Source organism: Mesorhizobium sp. WSM4836 (assembly GCF_055811815.1).
In genome coordinates, this window is record NZ_JBVVQF010000121.1 from 1 (window position 1) to 276 (window position 276).

Annotated in this window: 1 protein-coding gene; it reads right to left on the reverse strand. The window is 63.8% G+C overall.

Annotated features, from left to right (window positions below; all coding sequences use genetic code 11):
- Window positions 1-276 (reverse strand): ATPase, T2SS/T4P/T4SS family (locus tag AC0L2P_RS32350; RefSeq protein WP_473507261.1); only part of this gene is annotated, 276 nt, incomplete at both ends.

Consider the following 276-nt stretch of genomic DNA (forward strand, 5'->3'; position numbering starts at 1 on the left):
CTCCCCTCCTTCGTCTTTGCGATGCTGACGATCACGTTGACCGCAGCAGCGATGACGTTTTGCATGGGAGCGGCGGTTGCTTCCGCCACCAGACTTTCGACGCGGGTAAGGCCCGAACGAGCGTCGTTTGCGTGGACCGTGGCAATCCCCCCAGGGTGCCCGGTATTCCATGCCTTGAGCAGCGAGAGGGCTTCCGCGCCCCGGACTTCGCCCACAAGGATGCGATCGGGCCGCAGGCGCATTGTCGCCTTGAGCAGCCGCAGCATGTCCGCATAT